This is a genomic window from Gordonia sp. BP-119 (assembly GCF_016924115.1).
GTDB lineage: Bacteria > Actinomycetota > Actinomycetes > Mycobacteriales > Mycobacteriaceae > Gordonia > Gordonia hongkongensis.
Window position 1 is genome coordinate 99,390 of record NZ_JAFFZF010000001.1, and the last position, 23,534, is coordinate 122,923.

General features: G+C 67.1%; 19 protein-coding genes. 7 read left to right on the forward strand and 12 right to left on the reverse strand.

Annotated features, from left to right (window positions below; translation table 11 throughout):
- Nucleotides 1-112: 112 nt before the first annotated feature.
- Nucleotides 113-2,713 carry an alpha/beta fold hydrolase gene (locus JW364_RS00380; protein WP_165629189.1) on the reverse strand — a complete coding sequence of 867 codons (2,601 nt, stop codon included), beginning with the start codon at nucleotides 2,711-2,713 and terminating at the stop codon, nucleotides 113-115.
- A gap of 331 nt (nucleotides 2,714-3,044) precedes the next feature.
- Between JW364_RS00380 and JW364_RS00385 the strand changes: the two genes are divergently transcribed.
- A complete protein-coding gene (locus JW364_RS00385; RefSeq protein WP_065631369.1) occupies nucleotides 3,045-3,722 on the forward strand; it encodes a nitroreductase in 678 nt (225 codons plus the stop codon).
- Nucleotides 3,723-3,746: 24 nt separating this feature from the next.
- Here JW364_RS00385 and JW364_RS00390 read toward each other — a convergent pair whose 3' ends face one another.
- From JW364_RS00390 to JW364_RS00405, 4 genes are all read right to left on the reverse strand, one after another.
- A complete protein-coding gene (locus JW364_RS00390; RefSeq protein ID WP_137810779.1) occupies nucleotides 3,747-4,526 on the reverse strand; it encodes an MBL fold metallo-hydrolase in 780 nt (259 codons plus the stop codon).
- A gap of 5 nt (nucleotides 4,527-4,531) precedes the next feature.
- Complete coding sequence (locus JW364_RS00395; RefSeq protein WP_240198442.1) at nucleotides 4,532-6,394, reverse strand: galactan 5-O-arabinofuranosyltransferase; 1,863 nt, start codon at nucleotides 6,392-6,394, stop codon at nucleotides 4,532-4,534.
- Nucleotides 6,395-6,752: 358 nt separating this feature from the next.
- Nucleotides 6,753-7,514 (reverse strand): decaprenylphospho-beta-D-erythro-pentofuranosid-2-ulose 2-reductase, encoded by a 762-nt coding sequence (locus tag JW364_RS00400; protein ID WP_058250949.1) that lies wholly within the window; start codon nucleotides 7,512-7,514, stop codon nucleotides 6,753-6,755.
- 65 nt (nucleotides 7,515-7,579) lie between these two features.
- Entirely contained in the window at nucleotides 7,580-9,004 is a 1,425-nt protein-coding gene (locus tag JW364_RS00405) for an FAD-binding oxidoreductase (protein ID WP_058250950.1), read from the reverse strand.
- A 178-nt stretch (nucleotides 9,005-9,182) separates the two neighbouring features.
- Between JW364_RS00405 and JW364_RS00410 the strand changes: the two genes are divergently transcribed.
- Nucleotides 9,183-10,091, forward strand: coding sequence for a diiron oxygenase (locus tag JW364_RS00410; protein WP_058250951.1), 909 nt, complete (start codon nucleotides 9,183-9,185; stop codon nucleotides 10,089-10,091).
- Between the two features lie 28 nt (nucleotides 10,092-10,119).
- Here the strand turns inward: JW364_RS00410 and JW364_RS00415 are convergent, their stop codons facing one another.
- Nucleotides 10,120-10,746, reverse strand: coding sequence for a TetR/AcrR family transcriptional regulator (locus tag JW364_RS00415; protein ID WP_058250952.1), 627 nt, complete (start codon nucleotides 10,744-10,746; stop codon nucleotides 10,120-10,122).
- 196 nt (nucleotides 10,747-10,942) lie between these two features.
- On the opposite strand from JW364_RS00415, the gene JW364_RS00420 reads away from it, so the two are divergent.
- Entirely contained in the window at nucleotides 10,943-11,842 is a 900-nt protein-coding gene (locus JW364_RS00420) for an arginase family protein (RefSeq protein ID WP_058250953.1), read from the forward strand.
- 76 nt (nucleotides 11,843-11,918) lie between these two features.
- Here the strand turns inward: JW364_RS00420 and JW364_RS00425 are convergent, their stop codons facing one another.
- Nucleotides 11,919-12,479, reverse strand: coding sequence for a peroxidase-related enzyme (locus JW364_RS00425; protein WP_058250954.1), 561 nt, complete (start codon nucleotides 12,477-12,479; stop codon nucleotides 11,919-11,921).
- A gap of 288 nt (nucleotides 12,480-12,767) precedes the next feature.
- Here JW364_RS00425 and JW364_RS00430 point away from each other — a divergent pair, with 288 nt between their 5' ends.
- The 3 genes from JW364_RS00430 to JW364_RS00440 all read left to right on the forward strand — a co-directional run bounded on the left by JW364_RS00430 (nucleotide 12,768) and on the right by JW364_RS00440 (nucleotide 16,582).
- Nucleotides 12,768-13,211, forward strand: a complete 444-nt coding sequence (locus JW364_RS00430; protein WP_058250955.1) for an MmpS family transport accessory protein — start codon at nucleotides 12,768-12,770, stop codon at nucleotides 13,209-13,211.
- Nucleotides 13,212-16,187 carry an RND family transporter gene (locus tag JW364_RS00435; protein ID WP_068972001.1) on the forward strand — a complete coding sequence of 992 codons (2,976 nt, stop codon included), beginning with the start codon at nucleotides 13,212-13,214 and terminating at the stop codon, nucleotides 16,185-16,187.
- 77 nt (nucleotides 16,188-16,264) lie between these two features.
- Nucleotides 16,265-16,582, forward strand: a complete 318-nt coding sequence (locus JW364_RS00440) for a hypothetical protein (RefSeq protein WP_058250957.1) — start codon at nucleotides 16,265-16,267, stop codon at nucleotides 16,580-16,582.
- A gap of 18 nt (nucleotides 16,583-16,600) precedes the next feature.
- On the opposite strand, the gene JW364_RS00445 is transcribed toward JW364_RS00440, so the two are convergent.
- The 4 genes from JW364_RS00445 to JW364_RS00460 all read right to left on the reverse strand — a co-directional run bounded on the left by JW364_RS00445 (nucleotide 16,601) and on the right by JW364_RS00460 (nucleotide 21,997).
- The gene (locus JW364_RS00445) at nucleotides 16,601-17,242 is read right to left on the reverse strand and encodes a response regulator transcription factor (protein ID WP_058250958.1); all 642 of its coding nucleotides are present in this window, start codon (nucleotides 17,240-17,242) and stop codon (nucleotides 16,601-16,603) included.
- A gap of 74 nt (nucleotides 17,243-17,316) precedes the next feature.
- Entirely contained in the window at nucleotides 17,317-18,738 is a 1,422-nt protein-coding gene (locus JW364_RS00450; RefSeq protein WP_217491645.1) for an MFS transporter, read from the reverse strand.
- 72 nt (nucleotides 18,739-18,810) lie between these two features.
- Nucleotides 18,811-20,241: a sensor histidine kinase gene (locus JW364_RS24475; RefSeq protein WP_058250959.1), complete on the reverse strand. Its 1,431-nt coding sequence runs from the start codon at nucleotides 20,239-20,241 to the stop codon at nucleotides 18,811-18,813.
- 163 nt (nucleotides 20,242-20,404) lie between these two features.
- Complete coding sequence (locus JW364_RS00460) at nucleotides 20,405-21,997, reverse strand: NAD(P)/FAD-dependent oxidoreductase (protein WP_205333292.1); 1,593 nt, start codon at nucleotides 21,995-21,997, stop codon at nucleotides 20,405-20,407.
- A 61-nt stretch (nucleotides 21,998-22,058) separates the two neighbouring features.
- On the opposite strand from JW364_RS00460, the gene JW364_RS00465 reads away from it, so the two are divergent.
- A complete protein-coding gene (locus JW364_RS00465; protein ID WP_159369843.1) occupies nucleotides 22,059-22,889 on the forward strand; it encodes an aldo/keto reductase in 831 nt (276 codons plus the stop codon).
- A 49-nt stretch (nucleotides 22,890-22,938) separates the two neighbouring features.
- Here JW364_RS00465 and JW364_RS00470 read toward each other — a convergent pair whose 3' ends face one another.
- Nucleotides 22,939-23,481: a GtrA family protein gene (locus JW364_RS00470; protein ID WP_374100780.1), complete on the reverse strand. Its 543-nt coding sequence runs from the start codon at nucleotides 23,479-23,481 to the stop codon at nucleotides 22,939-22,941.
- Nucleotides 23,482-23,534: the final 53 nt, after the last annotated feature.

Genomic DNA, 23,534 nt, shown 5'->3' on the forward strand with positions numbered 1-23,534 from the left:
CTCCGCTCCCTGAAGTGCGAAGAGCGGTGGCGACGTCTTCCCTTAGCTCCCTGGGGTGGGGGAGCGGTGGCGACGTCGACTCGCTCCCTCAGCTCAGAGAGCGCAGGGCTCCTCACGGGGCGGCTGTAGCGGAGGGAGCGGCGGAGCTGATCACCTCGTCGATCGCCCTGGCGGTGTCGGCGGCGTGGGGTGCGCGGATCATCGAGATGTGGTCGCCGGAGACGTCGTGAAAGGTCACGGCACCGGTCGACATCCGCCGCCACAGGTCCGGGTCGTCGGGATTGGTGCGGGCGCGGATGACGCCGACGGGACCCGCGTACTCCCGGGGTCGGTACCGGCGGATCATCCTGGTGCCCAACCGGAAGAACACGATCCACTGCACCGGCGTCGGGAGCTCGACCATCCCGGCAGTGGGGACGAGGACGGCCAGCGCGAGCTCCTTCACGATTCGCTGGGGGAGTGGTTCGCGGGCGGGCGTGGGGTCGTCCCCGGTGCGGTCGGGCAGGGCGGTGTCGCGGGTACCGCCGCGCAGCGCACGCAGGCGTCCGACGATCCCGACCTTCTCGCCACGAACACGCTTGGCGAGTGCCGGGTCGAAGAGCGAGTCCAGCACGACGACTGGATCGCAGTTCTCGCCTGCCTTGGTCAGCTGCGCCGCGACCTCCATCGCGACGAACCCGCCCAGAGAGTAACCGCCGACCTGGTACGGACCGTCGGGTTGCACCGATCGGATGTCGGCGATCGCCCGCCGTGCCGCGGCGCGCACGGAATGATCAGCGCGGCCGCGCTTTTCGACGCCCCGCGACTGGATCGCGTAGACCGGCCGATCGGTCTGCAGTGCTCGGACGACCGGGGTGAGGCTGGTCGCCAGGCTACCGGCGCCGGCCACCAGGAAGATCGGCCGGCCCGTGCCCTGTCGCAGCGGGATGAGGGTGGCCCCCGACGCGTTCGCCGACCGCTCCTTCGCAGCCGACTCGATGCGCTGGGCGAACAGCGCGATGGTCGGCGCCTCGGCGAGCATCGCGGTGTTGACGTCCAGTTGGAGGTGATGCTGCACCTCGGCCAGCATCTTCGCGGCGGCCAGCGAGTCGCCGCCGAGTTCGACGAAATCCTCGTTCCGGCCGATGGATTCGAGGCCGAGGATCTGGCACCAGAACCGGTGCAGCGCCATCTCGGTCATCCCACGGGGCGGTTCGTGATCCGGACGTGCGGGCGGCGGCAGGGCCGCCCGGTCCACCTTGCCGCGCTCGTTGCGCGGGAGTTCGGCGAGCACGATGATGTCGCGCGGAATCATCCACGGGGTCAACGTCTTCCCGAGCTCCTGCCGGATCTCGGCCGGGGAGGGTGACCACTTCTCGGGGTCCACGGCGACGTGGGCGGCGAGCCGTGCCTCGTCGCGGTTGGCGGTGACGACCGCGTCGGTGGTCCAGGCCAGCGCGCGGATGGCGGCTTCCACCTCGAGCGGTTCGACGAGGTACCCGCGGATCTTGATCGCGTCATCGCTGCGGCCGAGGAGCGCGAGTTCGCCGGACTCGTCGAAGCGTCCGAGATCACCGGTGCGATAACGTGTCCGGCCGTCGTGCAACCCGATGAAGCGCGTCGCCGTCAGCTCCGGATCCTGGTGGTAACCGGACGCTACATGTGCGGATTCGACGATGACCTCGCCCGTGCTGCCGACCGGCAGGTCGTTCCCGTCCGCGTCGACGATCCGGACGTGCTTGTCCGACGCCGGCACGCCCACGGGGATGGCGCCGGGCTCTACTTCCCGCTCGGGCGGGAACAGGTTGAAGGCCAGGTTGCCGACCTCCGATGCGCCTGCCCAGCAACAGAAGACTCCGTCGGCCAGGATCGTGTCGCGGGCCAGCTGGATGTCGGCGCGGTGGGTCGGCTCACCGCAGGTGGACAGCAGTCGCAGGGAGTCGACGGCATCGTCGGCCGACAGTTCACCCAGCCAGGATCGCAGCAGCGACGGGGTGCAGTGCGCGGTGGTCGCCTCCTGCGCGACGAGCCAGTCCCGGAGCCCGGTCGTGGTGCGGCGGCGGACATCCCAGAGCAGCATGGTCGACCCGTTGAGCAAGCTCATCGCGAGCGCGTCGAGGCCGCCGCCGAAGCTGAGGGGCAGCAGGACGACGGCGCGGTCGTCGGGTCGCATGCCGAGGAAGCGACGGCCGTCCCGGGCGTGGTTGACCGGCATCTTCTGCGCCAGCACCACGCCTTTGGGGGTGCCGGTCGAGCCCGAGGTGAACAGCAGGACCGCCGGATTGTCAGGGCCGGGCTGGTCCGCGATACGCGTCTGACCTGGTTCTGGGGCATCGGCGGCGGTGTCCAGGACATGGGCACCGGATCGTTCGAGCACGACGTCGCGTCGGTCCGGCGGCAGGAACGGGTCGAGAAGGACGAGGGGGCGTCCCGAACACAGCACCGCCAGCATCCCGATCACCGAGTCGATGTCGGATTCGATCTCCACCGCCACGGGTCGGCCCGGATCGGTGGTGGCGACGATCGTGCGCGCGAGGTCGTCGACCCGGGAGGCGGCGTCGGCGAACGTGATCGACTGCTCGGGGGTTTGGAGTGCGATGGCCTCGCCACGTACCGCGGCGACGGCTCGCCAGCGGGCCGCGGCGGTGTCGGCGGCGTCGACGCCCGGGAGGTCGGTGACTGCCGTGGCGCCGGTGGGAGTCACACGGACTTCGGGAGGGTTATGGCTGTTCATGTCCTCAAACTTCCGCGGAGGCGGGAAACGTCGACGGTCATGGACGGGCCACGGAACTCTCAGCCCGGGCAACAGTGCCACGCCGCGCGGGACTCGGCCCCTCCTCCGGCCCCGACAGCTTGCCTGGCGAGCCTACCCTTAGTCGCGCGAAGGAGCGCGATCGGTGCGGGTGGGAGCACGTGGAAGCGGCCTGGTCGGCTGGGCTTGACCCAGGAGGCGCAGACATCCGCCCGGCCGGCGGTAACGTGTTCACCGGTCGTCGGACGGTGTGGTCGCTGGATCGCTATCCGCGACGACGGGGTTGTTCGAGGCGTGCGAGGAGAGATCGACGATGCAGTACGACGAAGTGGTCTTGGGACGTCGCAGCACCCGCGGGTTCACCTCCGACCCCGTGCCTCGGGAGCTCATCGAGGAGATCCTCACCCTCGCCATGCGAGCCCCGTCGTCGATGAACACACAACCGTGGAACTTCCACGTGATCACGGGCGAACCGTTGGATCGCATCCGCGCGGGCAACACCGAGCGCAACCTGGCCGGCGTTCCCCATTCGCGAGAGTTCCGGACGGGCGCGGAGAAGTTCACCGGAACGCACCGCGACCGTCAGGTCCAGGTTGCGAAGCAACTGTTCGGCGCGATGGGCATCGCCCGAGAGGACATGGAGATGCGGCAGGACTGGGTGCTGCGGGGGTTCCGTCAGTTCGACGCCCCGGTCTGCGTGATCGTGACCTACGACCGCATCCTCGACGGCAGCGACGACACCCCGTTCGATTGCGGCGCGGTCTCGAATGCGCTGGTCAACGCCGCCTGGTCGCGCGGTCTCGGCGCGGTCATCAACAGCCAGGGCATCATGCAGTCGCCCGTGGTTCGCGAGCACGCCGGGATCCCCGACGATCAGGTGATCATGAAGAGCATCGCGCTCGGCTGGCCGGATGAGACCTTCCCGGCCAATGCGGTGGTCTCCGAACGCAAGTCGGTCGCCGAGGCCGCGACGTTCGTCGGCTTCGAGTAGCGGTGGGGCTGATCCTGCCGGGGCTCAGCGTGACAGCGCCGCACGCGCGGCCGCGGCCACGCCCCCGTGATGAATCGGGCCGTGGCCCGGGAGCAGGATGTCGGCGTCGAGGTCGGTGAACCGTTCGACGCTGCGTCGCGCGGTGGGTTCGTCGTGCTGGAAGAGCGACGGGATGCACTGCGGGCCGGTGATCGACGAGATCTCGTGTCCGCTCACCAGTGCGTCGCCGGACACCAAGGCGCGGCCGTCGGCGACGAGGTAGGCGCTGTGGCCGTCGGTGTGGCCGGGGCTCGCCACGGGGACCGGTGCGCCCGGGAGGTCGAGCGGTCGGTGCCCATCGGTGGAGAACCCCGACGCCCGCGCGAGACCCGCGCGGCTGAGGACGCCGAGCGGAGTGGTCTTGGCCAGCCACGCCCACAGGCGGGGATTCGCCACCTGCGGGGCGAGATCGAGCGCGTTCGCCTGCTGGAGGTGATGGCGCAGCGCGTGATCCACCTCGACCGGGTCCATGTAGACGTCGAACCCGTACTGCGCCTGCAGCTTGACGAGACCACCCAGGTGGTCGACGTGAGCATGGGTGAGGAGCGCGCCACGTACGTCCTCGGGCTTGCGGCCGATCCGTTCGATGGACTCGACGACCTGGGCGGCCTGGCCCGGATAACCGCCGTCGATGAGCGTCAGCTCGCCGTCCTGCTCGAGCAGCACCCAGTTCACGACGTCGGTGGAGACGAAATGGGTTGTCGACGAATCGCCGTCGACCCGGGTGATCGTCATCGGTCGCGCGGTACGGAACGGGAGTCGCATCATCATCACTTCCGGACGACGAGGACGAACGGACCGCGCTCGGTGACCTCGAAGCGCGGGTCGTCGAACACCGCCGGGTCGAATGTGACCGTGTAGCGTTTCACGTTCGGATCGTTGGGATAGACGTCCTCGGCGAGGCGGAGCGTGTAACCGTCTGCGCTGTAACGGAACAGGAAGACATTCGGCGGGGTCCAGGGGGATCGGTCGAGCGCGTCGACGAGCTGGTCGGCGTTCTCGCTCTTCGCCCAACGCTCGATCGCGGCTGCGCGCTTGTCGAACTCGGCCAGAGGGTTCGCGTAGTGCGAGGTGAGTCCCTGGAATCCCCAATACGGGTAGATCGACAGGAAACCGAAGTCGGCGGTGAGGACGACGTTTTCGGTGCGCGGCCGGCCGGTCTGTTCACCGATCAGCTTGTCCAGCTCCGCGAAATAGGATTCGGCACCCGCCGGGCGGGCGTCGGCGCGTTCGCCGTATCCGTCGGTGTCGGTGTAGGCGGTGGTGATCTCGGTGGCGAGATGACCCGGGATGCTCTGTGCCATCGCGATTGCCGAGAGGACGGCGAGTGCGCCGACGACCACACGAACGTCGCCGAAGCGCCGTACCGCCGCATGCGCGAGGTCGACGACACCGAAGACGCCCGCCGCGCTCAGTGTGGCCACCAGGATCGGCTCGAGACGGAACGAGAGCAGGGTCGTGCCCAGGGCGGTCATCAGCATCGACAGCAGGCAGAAAAGATAGACCGTCACCACCGTGACGCCCATGGCCAGTGCGACGGTGCGGGTGCGGAAGCGCAGCAGAATCCAGAGGAGGCCGATCATCGTGATCGCGCCCACGAGGTTCAGCCCGAACATCGGCAGCGGCAGCACCGAACCGCGTTCGGGCAGATAGTGTTCGGCGGTACCGCCGCTGGCGGGCGTGTTGGTCAGGCGTGCCCACAGGTAGGGCGCCCACACCAGCAGGGCGATCAGGCCGGAGATGACCCCGACGGCGACCAGACGACCGATCACAGCGAGCACGACACCGCGCCGGCGGCTGGTCACCGTGGCCGACGGAGTGGCCTTGTTCGACGCGCTCAGCCAGCCTTGGACGGCGAAGTAACCGGCCAGCAGGACAGCTGAGAGGGCGAACAGTCCGGTGTAGAGCGTGTAGGTAGCGGCCGAGATCCCCAGGAACACACCGGACGCCGCCACCGCAGGCCAACTCGTCGCGCCGAAGAGCGGACCCACGGGTCCGTCGGCGGCTCGGGTTCGTCCGCGCAGCGCGTAGGTCAGCGTGATCAGCATGGGTACGCCGATCAGCACCAGAATGGCCGCGTACGGTTCCGGCGAGGCGTACAGCAACGTGACGGTGGTGACCGCGAGGCCCAGCGCGACACCGCGATCGGCGCCGAACATGCGGATGAACAGGATGACGCCGACCGCCGCGGCCACCGCCATCGACACGATCGCCCAGGTCTTGTAGGCCTCCCAGCCGGGCTGGCCGAGCAGGTTCGCGAACCGGCCGCCCCACCAGAACCAGCCGGCCGGGTAATAGGGCGGCAGATCGGTGTAGGTCATGTCCGCGAGGTGCGGGCTCGACGTCATGCGGGTGAGGTATTCGGTGCGGAACTCCTGGTCGACCGAGAGTCCGAAGAGGTAGAGACGTGTCGCGCCCAGCGGCATTCCGATGGTCACCGTGACGAAGCCCGACATCGCGGCCGCCGACAGCACCGGCACCAGCAGTCGGCCTTTGCCGTAGCGATAGAGCAGTGCGGCGATCACCAGGATGGCGATCGCCAGCACCTGTCCGGCGGTCGTCAGCGACCGGGTCACGTTGGAGGAGTTGAACGCCGGCCACTCGACGGTTCCGATGGCCGTCAGTCCCGCCATCGACACCAACCCGCCGACCACCACGGCGATCAGCAGCGACAGAACGGCCCGCCCGTAGCCTGTTGTACTTCGAAGGTCGGCCGGCGAGGCTTCCCCCGCTCCCTGAGGTGCGGTTGGCGACTCTCCCCCGGCTCCCTGAGGTGCGGTGGGCGACTCTCCCCCCGCTCCCTGAGGAGTCCCGGAGCTTGCGGAGGGCGCTTCGCCTTCCGCTCCGTGAGGAGTCCCGGAGCTTGCGGGGGGCGAGTCCTCTTCCGCTCCCTGAGGAGTCCCGGAGCTTGCGGAGGGACGTCTCGAAGGGTCAGGTCGGTTCATCACGTCCACTCAGACTCTGCTGTTCAGCGATTGGGCGATTCAGCGATCAGATCGGCAACTTGCGGAAGATCGGACGCGGGATGTGGCGGAGCACCATCATGATGTAGCGGAACGGCCCCGGCACCCAGACGATCTCCTTGCCCTTGGTGGCCGCGGCCACCGCCAGGCGACCGACGTCCTCCTTGTCGACCGTGAGCGGCGCTTCCTTGACATGCGCCGACAACCGGGTGCGGACCTGGCCGGGGCGGATGACGAGGACGCGAGCACCGAAGGGGCGCAGCGCCTCTCCGAGCCCGAGGTAGAAGCCGTCGAGTCCGGCCTTCGTGGAGCCGTAGACGAAGTTGCTGCGGCGGACGCGCTCGCCGGCGACGGAGCTCATCGCGATGATCTGTCCGTGGCCCTGCGCCTTGAACTTTTCGCCCAGCAGAACACCGACGGAAACCGCTGCGGTGTAGTTGATCTCGGCTTCGGCGACCGCGAGGCCGTGGTCCTGCCAGGCCTGCTCGTCGTCACCCTGGATGCCGAAGGCGACGATCGCGACGTCGACGTCACCGTCGGCGAACGCCTTGTCGATGACCGCCCGGTGGGTGTCGGTGGCGCGGGCGTCGAAGTCGATCTGCGTGACCTCGGTGGCGCCGGCGTTCTTGGCCTTCTCCACCGCCGCGGCGGCGGTGGGGTCACCCGGCAGGGTGGCGAGGATGACCCGCGCGGGGCCCTTGCTGAGGTACTCCGCGGTGATGGCGAGCCCGATCTCGGAGCTGCCGCCCAGGACCAGGATGGACTGTGGGACGCCCACGGCGTTGATCATTATGTACTCGCTTTCGGTGACGTACAGGTCGGGTGCGCGTGCGGCGCGTCGAAAAGGGCAGTCGGTCAGGCGAGTTCGAGGCGCCGACCCATGTCCGACATGAACACCCGGTTGGGGTCGATGCGACGACGCGTCGCGATCCAGTCGCCGATCTCCGGGTACATGGCGTGGAAGTTCTCGGCCGAGGTGCGCGAGTCCTTGGCGGTGTAGAGGCGGCCGCCCATCGCCATGACGCGGCGGTCGAGCTCGTTGAGGAACTCGGCGAGGCCGGCCTTGACCGGGAAGTCGAGGCAGACGTTCCAGCCCTTGAACGGGAAGCTCAGCGGCGCCCGGTTGCCCTCGCCGAAGAGTTTGATGACGTTGAGGAAGCTGACATGGCCCGACGCCTGGATGTCCTCGATGAGCGCGGTGAACTCGCCCTCGTTGCCGGTCGGCACGATGAACTGGTACTGGCAGAAACCACCGCCGCGTCCGTAGGCGTTGTTCCAGTCACCGAACACGTCGAGCATGTGGTAGAACTGCGCGAGATTTTTGACCTTGCCCTCACTGGGCGGTCCGATCCGGTAGTACGCCTCGCCGACTGCGGAGAAGCTGAGCTTGTTCGCCAACCCGCGCGGGAAGATGTCGGGGAACCGGACGAGTGGCTTGTTGTTGAACGACAGCGGGTTGTCGCGGTACTTCTCCGGCAGTTCGTCGACGCGGGCGAGATTCCCCCGGGAAAACGTGCCGCGACCGAGCTTCGGCGGCGCGCTGATGGTGTCGAACCAGCCCGAGGCGTATTCGTATCCGTCCTCGAATCCGTCCTGGAGATGCAGGTCGAGGGTCTCCTGCAGCGAGCCGGTGCGCGCGGTGTCGGCGATGAAGTAGGCGCTTTCGGTGCGCTTCATCTGGATCTTGGCGCGCAGCACGATGCCCGTCAGTCCGATGCCGCCGATGGTCGCCCAGAAGAGTTCGCCGTTCGGGTCGTCGGCCGAGCCGCCCGGGGTGAGGGTGAGGATGCGGCCGTCGGCGACGAGCAACTGCATCTCGACGACGTGGTTGCCGAAGCTGCCCTGGCTGTGGTGGTTCTTGCCGTGGATGTCGTGGGCGATCGCGCCGCCCACCGTCACCTGTCGGGTACCCGGGAGCACCGGGACCCACAAGCCGTGGGGGAGCGCCGCCTGCATGAGCGTGTCCAGGGAGACGCCGGCGTCGACGTCGACCGTGGCCGACTCGTCGTCGATCGCGTAAATCCTGGTCAGTGGGGTCATGTCGATCGTGAGGCCGCCACTGTTCTGGCCCGACTCGTTGTACGAGCGGCCCAGTCCGCGGGCGATGACGCCGCGCTTGAGGTAGTCCGGCTTGTCCGCGTTGTCGTCAGCCACGCGGGCCACCGCCTCGGCGATGACCTCTGGGTACGGCGTGGACAGGACGTGACCCTCGATCGGGGTGGTGCGAGACCAGCCCACCAGCTTGCGGGTCGTGATCGGCAGCAACTCTTCAGTAGACATCGCTAGAGAGGTTACCTGGGCGGGGTTCACAGACCGACCGTCATGCCGGGGACGCGGAGTCGTACCCATGACCTCCAAGCGCTCGTCGATGCCATCGAGAAACGCACCATTGACTGATGGCACGATACGTGGTGGCATGCATCACAGACGTACTACCGCGCACGACGAGGAGCCCGGCATGGAAGCGCTCAGAGATGTGACCCGTTCCGACGACGGAATCGACGAGGTGTCGCAGCGCTTGCTGGCATCTGCCGCGCGGTTGTCGCGCAATGCGCTGACCGAGATCGACTGGGATGCGCCGCTCGAGAAGGACAAGTACGGCTGCAGCCCGGAGTGGTCGACTCTGTATGGAACGGCCTACTGGAATGAGATGACCGAGCAGCAGCGGATCGCCCTCACCCGGCACGAGACGGCGTCGATCATGAGCATCGGCATCTGGTTCGAGATGATGCTGCAGGAGATGGTGATCCGCGATCAGTACCTCGGCGACTACCATCGCCCGGAGTTCCAGTTCGCCCTGACCGAGGTCGCCGACGAGTGTCGGCACTCGCTCATGTTCGCCAAGACGTCGCACAAGCTGACCGGGACCAGCTACACGCCGCATCCGCGCCTGGGTCGCTTCGGCAAGTTGTTCATGCGGGTCGCGGGCAGCGAAGTCGCCTACGCCGGAATCCTTGCCGCCGAGGAAGTCCTGGACGTGCTGCAGCGTGGCTGCATGCGTGACGATCGGGTGCTGCCGCTCGTGCGCACCGTCAACGAGATCCACGTCCTCGAGGAATCTCGCCACATGCGTTTCGCGCGAGAGGAGGTGCGCCAGTCCATGGCGGACGCCAGTTGGATTCGGCGACAACTCAGTTCGGTGATCACCGCGATGGCCGTGTCCTACATCCTCGTCAGCCTCGTCCGCCCGAAGGCCTACGCCGACGCCGGTCTGGACCACCGTCGGGCGGTCGGAGAGATGCGCCGCAACCACCATTTCCAGTCAATGGTCCGCTCGGGTTGCGCGCACTTGATGGGCTTCCTCGACGAGGTGGGTCTGCTCACCCGGCCCGCGGCGCGGATCTACCGCAAGGTGCACATGCTCTGACGGGCCGATGCCGAACGTCCCCCGGCGATCACGAATCCTGGTGCGGGGGAGTGATGATCACGGCGTTGACCAGCGAGAGCAGGTCTTCGATGCCGGTGCCGTCGGGCAATTGGTCGGCGAAGTCGGTCTCCAGTGCGGCCAGGCCGTGCGCCATGGCGAAGGTTGCGACGGCGATGAGTTTGCCGGGCACGCCGCCGCCCCAACCGTGGTCGGCGGCGTCGGAGACGGTGCGCGTGTGCAACTCCCATCCGCGCGCCCGTGCCGCGACCAGGTCGGGCGCCTTGTTGTCGACGAGTCGTGAGCCCATCATCAGCGTGACCGTGGCGCGGTTGTCACGCGCGAATCGGACGTAGACCTGCCCCAGCGTGGCGACGGCCTCGCCGAGCGGGGCGTCGTCCGGCAGTTGCTCGAGAGCACGCATGTGTTCGGTGTGGAGGTTGTCGAAACCGCGGACCGCGACCGCCGTGAACAACGCCCGACGATCGGCGAAATGGTGGGCCACCGACTGATGCGTGATACCCACCCGGCGGGCGATCGCACGCAGGCTCGCGTTCTCGGGTCCGGCCTCGTCGAGTTCGGCGACAGCCGCGACGAGCAGAGCTTCTCGGACCTCGGGCGCGGTCCGGCGTCGGATCGGGCAAGCCGGCTTCTGCATGCTCGCGATTATGGATCACGGCGTTCGTGACGTGGCCCGACCTCGCCCTCATGTGCGAGCTGGGCGGCGGGTCGGCCAGGACGTCGGCTTCGGATCTTCATGGTCTGCATTCCGATCTGGGCGGCCAACAGGCGATTGGTTCTGCGACGATGGGTGCCATGGAGCCAGCTCACGCCAGCTCAGTCGACGGCACTCGATGAGAACGACGGTGCTGGGTGTGCCCAGTAGTGCCGGCGCCTACTGCGTGGGTGTAGAACGAGCGCCCGGCGCGTTGCGAGCTGCCGGCCTCGTCGAACAGCTGCGGGCGTCAGGCACGGACGTCGTCGATGCCGGCGATCTGACGACACGGCTGTGGTTTCCCGACCGTGAGCGACCGTTCGCGCAGAACCTCGGCGAAGAGGCGGATGCACTCGTCGAGCTTTCCACCGCTGCGGCGAGCCTGCTCGCAGCTGACCAACGTCTGCTCGTGCTCGGCGGAAGCTGCACAGTCGCCTTCGGACTCTGTGACGCGATGGCACGTGCCGGAGAACGGCCCAGGCTCGTCTACATCGACCGGCATCTGGATCTCAACACCCCCCGCTCGACGACGGAGGGCTCGCTGAGTTGGATGGGGATGGCGCACGCGCTGGGTCTCGAGGGGGCCGCGCCGGAGTTGGTCGATCTGATGTACCGCACACCGTTGTTGCGGCCGTCGGAGCTGGTCTACCTCGGCGTTGATCTGAGTCGAGAGACAACTGATTGGGAACGCGGACAGGCTGCAGAACACAGAATCGCGGTCGTCGATCAGACCGCGCTCTGCGACGACCCCCGTCGTGCGGCCGCCGACGCCCGCCGGATTCTGGCGTCCGGACCGTTCCTGGTGCATCTCGATGTCGACGTACTCGACTTTCTGGACGCGCCGATCGCCGAGAACGTGAACGGCCGAAACAGCGGGCCGACCATCGCGATACTCGGACAGGCACTCGGCGCGCTGCTAGAAGATCCCGACTGCTGGGGAATGTCGATCGGGCAGCTCGACCCGGCGCATGCGTCGGCAGATCGAACCGCGATACCCAGGCTCGTGTCGGTGCTCGTTTCGGCACTGAGCTCCACCTAGCCTCGTGTGGTGACACCCGCTCACTCGTGTCTGTACCGGCTCGATCCGCGGTGAGCTGATCCGGCCGTGTCCCGAGTCACCGACCCATGGAATAGAACTCGTGATTGGGTGCCACCGCCGTCAGGTGTGCGAGTCGGTTCGACGCGGCGAAGAACGCAGTGATCGCCCCGACGTCCCAGATCTCGTCATCGGTGAGCCCCGCTTCCCGGGCGCGGGCCATGTCGCTGTCCGCGAACAGTTCTGGGGTCCTGGTCAGGGCGAGGGTGAGATCGACGATTGCGCGCTGACGCTCATCCAGGACCGCTCCGGCAGGGTTGGTTGCCACGTGATCGGAGAGGTGTGCGTCCTTGGATCGCACGCGCAGGATGGCGCCGTGGGCGACGACGCAATAGATGCAGCGGTTCGCTCCGGACGAGGCGACGACGACCAGCTCGCGTTCGGCTTTCGACAGCGGACCGGGGCCCTCCATCAGGACGTCGTGGTAGTCGAGAAAGGCTCGCAACTCGTTCGGGCGGTGACCCAGTGCGCGAAAGATGTTGGGGACGAAGCCCGACTTCTCCGCAATGGGTTCGATGCGTTCACGGAGGTCAGCCGGTAGGTCGGCGAGTTCGGTCAAGGGGAATCGGCTCGTGGTCATGGCAAGGCCTTCCGTCACAGGGGCGCACCCTGCTCGCTTCGCGAGGAGCCCATGGTCGCGCCTCGCGACGTGACTCACCACCCCCGGAAGAAGGGGTCACGGCCATCACGCATGGAGTTCATGGCGGAGGTCCGCGTCGGATGGCTGTCGAGACAAGACGCGGGCGTTCGGTGGACCTTGCCAACGTGCGATGTCACATATAGAGTCCCTGCCACTGGCAGGCTGAACGCGGCTCGGCAGGCATAAGGCCAGGTCGAGACGCGGATGTCTGATGTCGATGGGGGTCCGATGAAGAAGTCCGTCGCGTACGCAGGCTCGTGGTGGGTCGTTCTGGTGGTCATCGCGGTGATGTCCGTGTCGGCGTTCTACGTCGGCAAGCTGCGCCTGAGTGAGATCCCCGACCGGGCGATCGGCCACTCGCCGGCGGCGCCTGAGGCGGGCGTCGTGCGCGACAAGTCGATCGAGTACGTGGTGACCGGCCCGGCGGGCTCGTCAGCGCGGGTGTCCTACATCGAGCCCGGGGGACGGGTCGTCGACGACAAGGTGTCCGTTCCGTGGCGAGTGATTCTCCGTACGCGGGAACTGACGTCGTCTGTCGGTGTCCTGACCCAATCGTCCGGTCGAGGAGCGCTGTCATGTGCGGTGCGGGTCAACGGATTCGAGCGGGTACGTCAAACGGGGTCGGGCTCCGATGGCAGTACGGTCGCCAATTGTCTGGTCCCGGTGGCGTAGATGAGCGCCGAGGACGGGGAGCGATCGATGACCGCACGTGAGCGGTTCGCTCGACTCAGGCGTGGGCTCGCCGCGGAGGTCCGGCGGCCGGTGCATCGTGAGGTACTGCGCGACAAAGATTCTGCTCGGCCACGTTTCGCACGATTTCTCTACGCGTGTTCGGTACCGGTCATCGTCATCTGGCTTCTCATCGCAGGTGGTCTCAACATCGTTGTACCGCAACTGGAATCGACGGTCACCGAACATGCGCAGTCCTTCCTGCCCGACGAGGCGTCGTCCGTGCAGGCGCTCGTCAAGATGGGTGAGTACTTCGGCGGCGGGGGCAGCAACAACTTCGTCTACGTCCTGATGGAGGGCGACGAACCCCTTGGGCCCGAATCCCGTACGTACTACACCGACCTGTTGGCCGAGTTGACCGCGGACACCGAGCACGTCAACTCTGCGATGGACCTGTGGTCGAACCCCGACCTCGCCCCGGCCGCGCAGAGTGCCGACGGCCACGTCGCCTACGTCCTGGTGAACCTCGCCGGCAACATGGGCACCGCGCTCGCCATGGAATCGACCCAGGCAGCGCGTGACACCATCGCCGCGTCGACGCCGCCACCCGGCATCGACGTGCACGTCACCGGGCCGTCGGCCGTCGTCAACGACGAGATGGTCGCGATCAACGACTCCATCATCCTGCTGGTGTCGGTGTGCGCGTTGCTGGTCGGTGCCGTGTTGCTGCTGGTCTACCGGTCCGTCGTCACCGCGATGGTGCCACTGCTCGGGGTGGGGCTGGCGTTGGCCGTGGCCCGCGCAACGATCTCCTTCCTGGCCGAGAACGAGGTCATCAAGGTCTCGATCTTCGCCGCGGCGCTGTCGGCGGTGATCGTCCTGGGCGCGGGCACCAACTACGGGATCTTCCTGGTGGGCCGATATCAGGAGGCGCGCCGAAAGGGACGTGACCCCGAAGACGCCTACTACGACGCACTGGCCGGCGTACAGCACATCGTCGTGGCGTCGGCGCTGACAGTGGCCGGTGCGATGGCGTGCCTCGCGGCAACGCGTCTGGCGATGTTCAGCACCTCGGGATTACCCTGCACCATAGCCATTCTCATCACCCTCGCGGCTGCGCTCACCCTCGGCCCCGCGGTCCTGGCCCTCGCCACCCGGCTCGGGTTCGTGGAGCCTCGCGAGTCGGCGTCGCCACGCCGCTGGCGCCGGATCGGGACCACGGTCGCCCGCTGGCCCGGCCCGATACTCGCCGCGGCACTCGCTGTTCTCGCCGTCATGATCATCCCGCTCGCGATGTACGCGCCGAGCTACAACGAACGTCGCGCCCAGCCGGCGGACTCGCCGGCGAACGTGGGTTTCGCTGCGGCAGAAAGGCACCTGCCGCCGAACATCATGGCGCCGAGCGTGCTCATCGTCGAATCCGACCATGACATGCGCAATGCGGCGGATCTGATCGCTCTCGCGCAGATGACCGATGCCGTCGCCTCGATCGACGGCGTGAACGCGGTGCAGGGGATCACCCGACCCCTCGGGGAGACCCTCGACCAAGGCACCCTCACCTCGCAGGCGGGGTACATCGGCAACCGCTTCGGACAGATGACATCGCTTCTGCGCGACCGCATCTCCGAACTCGACGCAATCGGTGCAACGGTCGATCGCCTGGACACCGCCATCGACGGCCTCGACACCGCGCTGCAGCAAGGGGCGGCCGGCGCGGGCTCATTGTCCGATGCCACTGCGCAATTGCAACGAACGAGCGAGTCGACACTCACCAAGGTCGACGAACTGTCGGCGGGGATCGCGCCGGTGCGTGGACTCGTCGAATCGGTCCCGCAGTGCCGGGGTGTCGACGCGTGCCGTACCGCGCTTACCGGACTTTCGGTGCTCGATGACGTTCCCGCACTGCGTGATTCCGTGCGGGAACTGGCGAGCGGCACTCGTTCCCTGGGCGATGCGCTGCCCACTGCGGCCGCGCAGATCCCGACGCTGCGCGCGACGGTCACCGAGATCCGCGAGCTGATCGGCCCGCTACGCACGACCCTGGGGGCCCTGCTGCCGCAGATCGGCGAGATCACCGACTTCCTCGACGAGGTCAGCGGGGCGTACTCGGCGGGCAGTCCCGCTTCCGGCGGGTTCTTCCTACCCAGCCAGGCGCTGGAGAGTCCGCTCTTCCAGAGCGGCATCCCCTACTACTTCTCCGACGACGGCAAGGCGACCCGGATGATCGTCACGCCGCAGCGCGAAGGTTTCAGCCGCGACGCGATGGACGTCAGCGCGGAGGTGATCCCGACGTCACTGGCGGCGATCAAGAACACCTCGCTCGCCGGATCGACCGTCAGCATCGGCGGGCCGGGCGGCACGCTGCTGAACATCGAGTCGTTCGCGCACGAGGACTTCATCGCGATTGTCGTCGCCGCGTTCGCCTTCGTGTTCTGCGTCGTCCTCTTCCTGCTGCGCAGTCTGGTCGCCGCGCTCGCGGTGATCGGGACCGTCGGGCTTTCCTATCTGTCCGCGATGGGTGTCTCAGTCTTCCTGTGGCAGGGCCTCATCGGCAATCCACTGCACTGGTCGGTCGCACCCATCGCGTTCACCTTTCTGGTCGCCGTGGGTGCCGACTACAACATGTTGCTGTTCAGTCGTTTTCGTGAGGAGTACGGCGCGGGCGGTGGAACCGGTCTGATCCGCGCGATGGTCGGTACGGGCAGCGTGGTCACCCAGGCCGGCCTCACCTTCGGGATCACGATGCTGGCCATGCTCGCCAGCTACGCCCACAACGTCGCGCAGATCGGCACGACCGTGGCGATCGGACTGCTGATCGACACCCTTCTCGTCCGCACGTTGGTGATGCCGGCGATCGCGCGACTGTCCGGTCGCTGGTTCTGGTGGCCGACGCCGTTCGTGTCGCTACCCGCGCGAAAGGCGGATCGGGCGACGACGACCATCGCCGATGACCGTCCCCTCGCCGAGATGCGCTTGTAGGGCCCCGTCGACGGGTTTGGCGCCTGGCTCCGACGGGCACGCGGATATCTCACGACCCCGACGACAGGAGCGCGCAGATGAGTCACAAGCCACCGAAGGACGTCCAGGAGGCTGCCCAGCGCGCGGTGCGATGGATCGACGACGGCAAGGCGGGTAAGGGGTTCACCGACACCGGCCGTCATCGGGCCCATCAGTTGGCCGACGGCAAGGACGTCGACGACGACCAGATCAAGAAGATGCGCAACTACTTCTCTCGTCACGAGGTGGACAAGAACGCGACCGGGTTCAACAACGGCGAGGACGGCTTCCCGACAGCGGGACGTGTGGCCTGGGATGCGTGGGGCGGCGACCCGGGACGCCGGTGGGCGAATGCGCAGAAGATCGATGGGGACTGAACCGGATCGGGTCGATGATCACTGGTCCACCGCCACGTCGAAGCGAAGGATGTCGCGGACCAGAGTGGGGAGGCTGTCCGCACGAGATTTCGTCTTGATCCGTGTGCGGTGCACATCGACGGTCTTGACGCTCATGCCGAGTCTGGTCGCGATCTGCTGGCTGGGAAAGCCTTCGACGACCAAGCTGAGGATCTCCCGTTCACGCGGGGTCAGGATCGCCAGGTTCTCTTCGATCTCTCGCTTCTGCCGGAAGTTGGCGAACCTGTCCACCGCCGCATTCACGCCGCTCTCCACCGCGTCCAGGAGTTGCTGGGGATCGTAGGGCTTCTCCAGGAAGTCGAGCGCACCGGCACGCAGGGTCGTCACCGACAACCGGATGTCTCCGTGTGCCGAGACGAAGATGATCCCCACGTGTGGTGCGATCTCGTTGAGACGTTGCTGCAGCCTGGTGCCGCTCATTTGGGGCATCCGCACATCGAGGATGATGCACGCCGGATGCTCCCCGTCGTAGCGGGCCAGGAAGTCGTCGGCGGACAGGCAGATCTCCGGCGTGATGCCGATGGTCTCGAGGAGCAGCGCCACCGAATCGCAGAGGTCTCGGTCGTCGTCGACCACATAGACCTGCGGTTCTGGCGACTGGCTCGTCGACGGTCCCGGCATGTGTTCATCCTAAAGCGGTCCGGGGACGGTGGCGCGCGCTCAGGTGCGCCGCCGCCACCCGGTGCCGCTGTGGGTCATACCCGCGATCCCGCGTCGCTCGGTTCGTGCGCATCGCGAACCTGTCGGCGGATCGGAGCGGTCTCGGGGAGCACCAGCAGACACAGGAAGGACACCACGAGCAGCGCCGCGAGGTAGTAACCCACGTACTGTCCATTGCCGGTCTCGGCGATGATGCGATTCGCCACCAGCGGCGAGATCCCGCCGCCGAGGACCGCGCCCATGTGGAACGCGAATCCGAGGCCCGACTGGCGCTGCTCCTTGGGGAACAGCTCGGCGTAGAAGGTGTACATGGGTCCGAACAGGAAGCCCGTGGCGATGAAGCCGATGAAGATCGCCGTGTTCACGGCCGTGACGGTGCCGGCGGAGGTGATCTGGAACATGAACAACGCGGAGAAGAAGGACGCGACCGCGCCGAAGATCATGACGGGCTTCCGTCCGATCCGGTCGGACAACCATGCCGCGAACACGTTGACCACCGCGTGTCCGGCGAGGGCGAGCAGGGTGCCCTCGACGATGGGCTGACGTGAAAGCCCGAGGCCTTCCGGCGCGTCGGCGGCGGCGTAGGACAGCATGAAGGTCGCCAGCGCGAAGGTCGAAGCGTTCAGACCGATGTTCACGCCCGCGGCCAGCAGGAGGACACGCCAGCGGCGCCGCAGCACATCCATGAGCGGGACCTTGGGCAACTCGTCGGCCGGCTCGCCCTCGATCTCTTTGAACGCGGGGGTCTCGTCGACGCCCTTGCGTACCCAGATCCCGAACACCAGCACGACGCCGCCGGCGAGGAACGGCAGTCGCCATCCCCAGTCGGTGACCGCGTCGTCGGGCAGGAGTAGGACCAGCGCGAAGGCGAAGTTGGCCAGGATCAGTCCGATCGGCGACCCGATGGCGACGAAGGAGCCGTAGAGGCCTCGACTACGGTCCGGCGCGTGCTCGATGGCGAACACCGCGGCACCCGCGTTCTCACCGCCTCGAGCCAGCCCGTGACACAGGCGCAGCAGGACGAGGAGCAGGGGTGCGAGGATGCCGATCGCCGCGTATGTCGGGAGCAGCCCCATCAGGAGAGTCGATGCGCCCATGAGGCCGAAGGCGAGGAACAGCGACGGGCGGCGGCCGTAACGATCACCGATCCACCCGAACAGAACCGCACCCACCGGGGCCATCAGAAAGCCCAGAGCGAACGTCGCGAGGCTCATGAAAGTGGCGAACCATGCGTCGTCGGTCTGGAAGAAGATGTGCCCGAAGACGAGTGCGGCCGCAGTGCCGTAGATGGCGAAGTCGTAGAATTCCAGCGCTGTCCCGACGCCGGCGGCGAGCCCGACGCGGACTCTGCTGCTCTTGGTGTGGTGGGGGCTTGATGTCCGAGTCTTCATGTAGACCTTTTTCGTGGGGGCTGTGAAGTGCAATCCGTTGCGATCGGGCTGATCGATGAGTTGCATCTGCACAAAAATGCTAGGAACTACGCGAGTCACGGGCCATGAGGGAAGAGTGACAGGACCTAAAGGTTTCCCCTAGCGGCCTGAGTCAATCCCCCGACGGTTGGGTAGTCGGAATCCGAACTGGGAACCGACGGACAGGCGTCTCGCCCAGATCTGACCGCTCTGACGTGTGATGATCCGGTAGCTCAGCGCCAACCCGATGCCATTCCCGTCGGGCTTCGATGTGAACGATTCGGTGAAGGGATCGCGGGTGATCCCACGGCCTCGATCCTCGACGGTGAAGATCCCGGCCTCGTCGGCACTCCGGGTCGAGACGGTGATGGTGCGGACGTCTCGTTCGCTCTCCGCCATTTCGTCTATCGCGTTGAAACACAGGTTCAAGACGACCTGTCCGGTCAATACGCGCTCGCACCACACCGATACCTCGGTCGGTGAGATGTCTGTATTGACGGTGACCGCAGAAGCCTCCGCCCTCAGTCGGACGAAGTACAAGCACTCGTTCACGATGACGTTCAGATCGATTTGTTCCTGCGAGTGTTCGAGGTGCCCGACGAAGCGTCGCATGCTGGCGATCACCGCCGAGGCCCGGTCGACCTGCTTCTGGGCCCCCTGTAGGCCCCGGGTCACCGAGCCCGCAGCGATGTCATCGGCGACATGGCCGTTGGACACCGACGCCAGCGCGGCGGCGATGAAGTTTCTTGCCGCAGTCAGTGGTTGGCCGAGCTCGTGTGCGACGGCCATCGCGAGATCGCCCATGACGTTATAGCGGGCCTGATAGTTCTGCTGCTCCACATCGCGGGTGCGCTGCTGCTCGCGACGAATGCGATCGGAGATGTCGTAGACGGTGAGCAGCAGTTCCTCGTCAGGTCTGCCGGCCACGCGTTCGAGGGTGCCGCCGAGGAACGACGGGCCGCGTTGCAAACCGATTCGGACGGGGATCTCGAACTGCACGGTCGCGATCGGATCCATCGCCGCGACCGCGGCGCTCCACCCCGAGGCGTCATCGTCGGATCGGACACTGACGAACTCCTCGATCCGGTGATCGATGAAGGCGTTGCGCCTGATCCCGAACTGTTCCAGTGCGCGGTCGGTCGCATGAAGGATCGTGCCGTCGTGCGCCAATACGAGGAGACCGGCAGCAGTGTGCCGGCTCAGCGTCTCCACGTAGGTGGCGGTCAGCGACACCTCGTTGGGCTCCGCGTCCAGAGGTCCACGGTTGTCGACTTGGACCAACCAGCGCGCTTGTCCGTCGACGACGACGTCGACCACCGTCGCCTCGACCGAGGGGCCATCCTCGTCGTCGGAGGCGACCGTCGCCGACGACCCGGCCGGCCCGCTCGTCGGCGCGACGTGACGGTGCACCCGAGCGTTGGAGTACTCCGACGCGCTCTCGTTCGCCCAGGCGACACGGCCGGAGCTGGGCTCGGCGAGGAGTACGACTGCTGGCGACGCGCCGAACAAGGCGTCCACTTGGGACGAGTTGAGACGAATGATGCTGTCCACGGGTCGAGGCTAGAGTCGCCGGCAGCGGGACGCCACAGATACGTGGTTCGTCCCCGACGGTGCGCTCGCCACCGACCCGCGGGTTGAGCGAGCGGGTGCGGCGGTTGGCCGCCGAGCACGGCACTGTGCGCTGAGGGAGCCAAAAGTTTGTCCTAGCGCCCCATTACCGCGGCACATCGAGCGCATCCACACCCAGGACCGCCGCCGCGGCGTTGCGGCCCGGGATACCGCTGACCCCGCCGCCGCGTCGAGCGCCCGCGCCGCACAACAACACTCGCGGGTGAGGGGTCTCCACACCCCACCGGCCCACCTCGGATGCGGTCTCGGCCCACGGCCACTGCAGCGGCCGGTGGAAGATGTGTCCGCCGGGCAGTCCGACGGCGTCCTCGAGGTCCTGCGGGGTCTTCGCTTCGATGCACGGCCGGCCGTTCGCATCGTGTGCGATCACCGACTGGATCGGTTCCCCCAGCACCGAATTCAGCGAGGCGAAGGTCGCGCCGACGGCATGCTCGACGGCACCGGGTTCGTCGAACACCTCTGATGGCATGTGCATCCCGAAGAGCGTCAGCGTGTGTTTGCCTGCGAGCTCCGGGCCCAGGATCGACGGGTCGGTGAGCGTGTGGCAGTAGATCTCGCACGGCGGGACTTCCGGCACCTCACCACGATTTGCTTGCCGCCACGCGTCGTGCAGCTGGGTGGCGGTCTGGTTGATGTGAAAGGTCCCGGCGAAGGCCGACGCGGGCGGGGTCGACCCGTCGCGGAGTCGCGGCAACCGGTCGAGCAGCAGGTTGATCTTGAGTTGCGACCCGCGGGCGTCCGGCTCGCAGGGGATCGGCGTCCCGTCGAGGAACGTGTTGAACACCTGCGGCGCGCACGCGGCATAGAGCATCGAACCGCGGAAGGTGCCGCTCGTCGTCTCGACGGTCCCGTCGCCGGGATCGACGCCGGTGATCTCGACGCCCGTTCTGATCTCGGCTCCCGCCGAGGTCGCCGCCTGGTAGAGCGCACCCGACACCGCGCCCATCCCGCCGACCGGGACGTCCCAGTCGCCGGTTCCGCCGCCGATCACGTGGTACAGGAAGCAGATGTTCTGGCGCAGGGACGGATCATCGAGGTCGGCGAAGGTGCCGATGAGTCCGTCGGTGGCGGCGATCCCGCGGATCAGGTCGTCGTCGAAGTACTGACGGAGCAGCGAACCCAGCGGCAGCGTGGTGAGCGCCTCCCACAGTTCGGCGGTCGACGTGTCGGTGGTGGACTTGCCTGGGCCGACGACGAGGTCGTGCATGTCGGCGGCGGTCCGCAACGGCTGGGTCATGGTCGGGAAGACGCGGTCGGCGACCACGCCGAGCCGACGGTAGAACGACTGCCACGCGGTGAAGCCGAGGTCGGAGCCGGTCACCCGCCGGAACGACGCGGCCGTCGCATCGTCATCGAGGTTGTCGACGAGGATGCCGCGCGCCGGATCCGACGGCAGGGGCGTGTACGACGAATAGCGGCGTCGGATGAGTGTGACGTCGAGGTCGAGGTCGGTGATGATCTGGCTCGGCATCAACGAGACCAGGTACGAGTACCGCGACAACCGCGCGGAGAGACCGGCGAACGGCGTCGCCGACACCGTGGCGCCGCCGACGTGGTCGGCCTTCTCGAGGACGAGCACACGCCGGCCGGCACGAGCGAGGTAGGCGGCAGCCGTGAGGCCGTTGTGTCCCGCGCCCACCACGATGTCGTCGTACGACGCGTCGTCTCCGGTACTCATCGGTCAAGCGTTCCAGATCGACCGGCGGCGCAGGATGCGGTTGTCGACATATCCTGATGCGGTGGACATCCCCTCGGTCGAGCTCAGCAACGGCACCTCGATCCCCCTGGTGGGGCTCGGCACCTACAACATGCTCGGCCGGCCGGCTGTCAGCGCCGTCAGCTCGGCGATCAAGTCCGGATACCGCCTCCTCGACACCGCGCCCCGGTACAGCAATGAGCTGAGTGTCGGGATGGGGCTGCACGGCACCGGCGTCCCGCGCGAGGAGATCGTCGTGCAGACCAAGCTGAGCGGCGGCGACCAGGGTTTCGACGAGGCGATCAACGCCGCCAAGGAGAGCGCCCGCAGGCTCGGTGTCGCGCATATCGACGTCTACCTCATCCACTGGCCGTGCCCGAGCCTGGGCCGCACCGTCGACTCCTGGAAAGCGTTGCTCACGCTCGCCGACGAGGGATACGTCCGCACACCCGGCGTCTCGAACTTCAAACAGCACCACCTGCAGATGCTCTTCGACGAGACGGGACGCTGGCCGGTTCTGAATCAAATCCAGTGCTCTCCCTCACTGCCACGGACCGAATTGCGGGAGTTCATGTCCGACAAGGGTATTCATGCTCAGGCGTGGCATCCGACCGGCCGCAAGGAAGGCCTGCTCGCCGACCCGGTCATCCTCCGGATCGCGCGCAAGTACGGCAAGTCGCCGACGCAGATCGCGTTGCGCTGGTCGGTGCAGAACGGCATCAGCGTCGTCCCGAAGTCGTCGCACACCGGCCGTCAGGTGGAGAACGCCGACCTGTTCGACTTCGCTCTCGACCCCGCCGACCTGGCCGAACTCGCCACCCTCGACCGCGGTGAGCGCGCCGCCCGTGACTCCGACGTCGACGAGGAGTTCTGACCCTGCCCGTCGACTGGGCGTCCGCTTTCGTTGACCGTGCGTTCTCGGGTCAGCGGATCTTGAAGATGACCATCCGCTGGACGACGAAGTTGATGACCGTCGCCGTGCCTTGGGCGACGACGTACGCCGCGAAGCTGTACACCAGCGTCTCCTGCCAGGCATGCGAGAGAAGCGTGTAGATGCCGACGTTGACGAAGTAGGTCACCACGTAGAGCGCGACCACCGACACGAACCGCGCCATGCTCGGTTCGGCTCGGAACGTCCATCGACGGTTCAGCAGGTACGCGACGGTGGTGCCGAGGATGAATCCCGCGGATTTCGCGGGCCAGAACGGGACGTCCAGACCGTATTGCAGGAGGATCGTCAGCCCGAAGTCCAGCAGCCCGGAGAACCCGCCGGTGATGACGAAGCGCACCAGCTGGGTCTTCAGGCCGACATTCGTCGACGCCTCTTCGTCGTCGAGGGGCAGCTCGATCGGCATCGGTGCATGGCGTGTGGCGAAGTCCTCGTGGCTCGGTTCGTCGTCATCGCGAACGGGGCCGTCGGGCCCGACGGCGTTCTCGAGGTGGTCACCAGGGTCGGGTCGAGACACGCTGACACCCTAGCCGACGACGTCCTGGCAACCGTGCCGACGGGCGTGGCGGG